This is a genomic window from Mesorhizobium sp. M2A.F.Ca.ET.067.02.1.1, assembly GCF_004023285.1.
In the GTDB taxonomy this organism is placed as follows: domain Bacteria; phylum Pseudomonadota; class Alphaproteobacteria; order Rhizobiales; family Rhizobiaceae; genus Mesorhizobium.
Window position 1 is genome coordinate 1 of the sequence record NZ_RZSB01001128.1, and the last position, 1,293, is coordinate 1,293.

Annotated in this window: 2 protein-coding genes; one reads left to right on the plus strand and one right to left on the minus strand. The window is 66.8% G+C overall.

Translation table 11 applies throughout. The features are described 5' to 3' along the window. Positions 1–942, minus strand: a 942-nt coding sequence (cbiE, locus tag EOA28_RS36075) for a precorrin-6y C5,15-methyltransferase (decarboxylating) subunit CbiE (protein WP_128315857.1), incomplete at its 3' end; no start/stop codon positions are given. Between the two features lie 154 nt (positions 943–1,096). On the opposite strand from cbiE, the gene EOA28_RS36080 reads away from it, so the two are divergent. Then, a partial coding sequence (locus EOA28_RS36080; protein WP_189342391.1) for a precorrin-6A/cobalt-precorrin-6A reductase occupies positions 1,097–1,293 on the plus strand: 197 nt, incomplete at its 3' end.

The window sequence follows — 1,293 nt, forward strand, 5'->3', positions numbered from 1 at the left end:
TCCTTCGACCACGACAAGGCCGGGCACGCCGCAATGCGTGGCGTTGCGGGCGATGCGGGCGGCGCGTTCGCCGTTGGATTCGATGGCGATTGCGCGCAGCGACGGATGCGCCATCATCCATTCGATGCCGATCGAGCCGGAGCCGGCGCCGATGTCCCACAGCAGCTCGCCGCGCCGCGGCGCCAGCGCTGAAAGCGTGATGGCGCGGATCTCGCGCTTGGTAATCTGGCCGTCATGCTCGAACAGATGGTCGGCGAGGCCGATGGTCAAAGGCAGGATGCGCGCATCCGGCGTCGATGCAATTTCAAGCGCCAGCACGTTGAGCGGGTTGATGTTTTTGAGATCGAAGGCATCGGCGCGGGAGGCGCGTAGCGTTTCGTCGGGACCACCGAGCGCTTCGAGGACCGTCAGCCGCGACGGGCCGAAGCCGAGTTCGTCGAGCAGTCCGGCGATGGCCGCCGGACCGTCTGCGTCCGATGTCAGGGCAAGAAGGCGCGCACCGGGGTGGAGCAGGGGCCGGATCAGGTCGATCGATTGGCCATGCAGTGAGATGGTCTCGACGTCCTGCAGCGCCCAGCCGAGACGGGAGGCGGCCAGCGATAAAGACGACGGCGCCGGGAGAACGAGCATCTCATCCGGCTTTACCCTGCGCGCCAGCGTGACGCCGACGCCGTGAAAGAACGGGTCGCCGGACGCGAGCACGCAGACGTCCTTGCCTGCGAGCGCCAGCACGTCGCGCATTTCGGCATCGAAGGGCGTCGGCCATGAGCGGGTTTCGCCCTTGGCCACGGACGAGACGAGGGCGAGATGCCGCTTGCCGCCGAAGACGAATTCCGCCTGCGCGATGCGCTGCTTGGCCTCGTCGCCGAGACCCGCTACACCGTCCTCGCCGATGCCAACGATGGTGAGCCATTTTTGCGTTGGCTGCTTGTTTTTTGACACGTCGCGCCGCCCCTCATCCGCCTGCCGGCACCTTCTCCCCGTATAGTGACGGGGAGAAGGGAGCTGGCTGCAACGCTGGCGATCCCCTCTCCCCGTCCTTACGGGGAGAGGGTAAGGGTGAGGGGCAGCGCAGGCGCTGCGCATCATGGTGCCCATGAAGAACATTCTGATCCTCGGCGGAACGACGGAAGCCCGGCAACTGGCCGGGAAGCTGGCTCGTCGCGCGGATTTCTCGGTCACGCTGTCGCTCGCCGGCCGCACCGAAAGTCCGGTCGCGCAAGGCGTGCCGGTGCGTGTCGGCGGTTTTGGCGGTGCGGCAGGGCTCGCCGCCTATCTTCGCCAGGAAAAGGT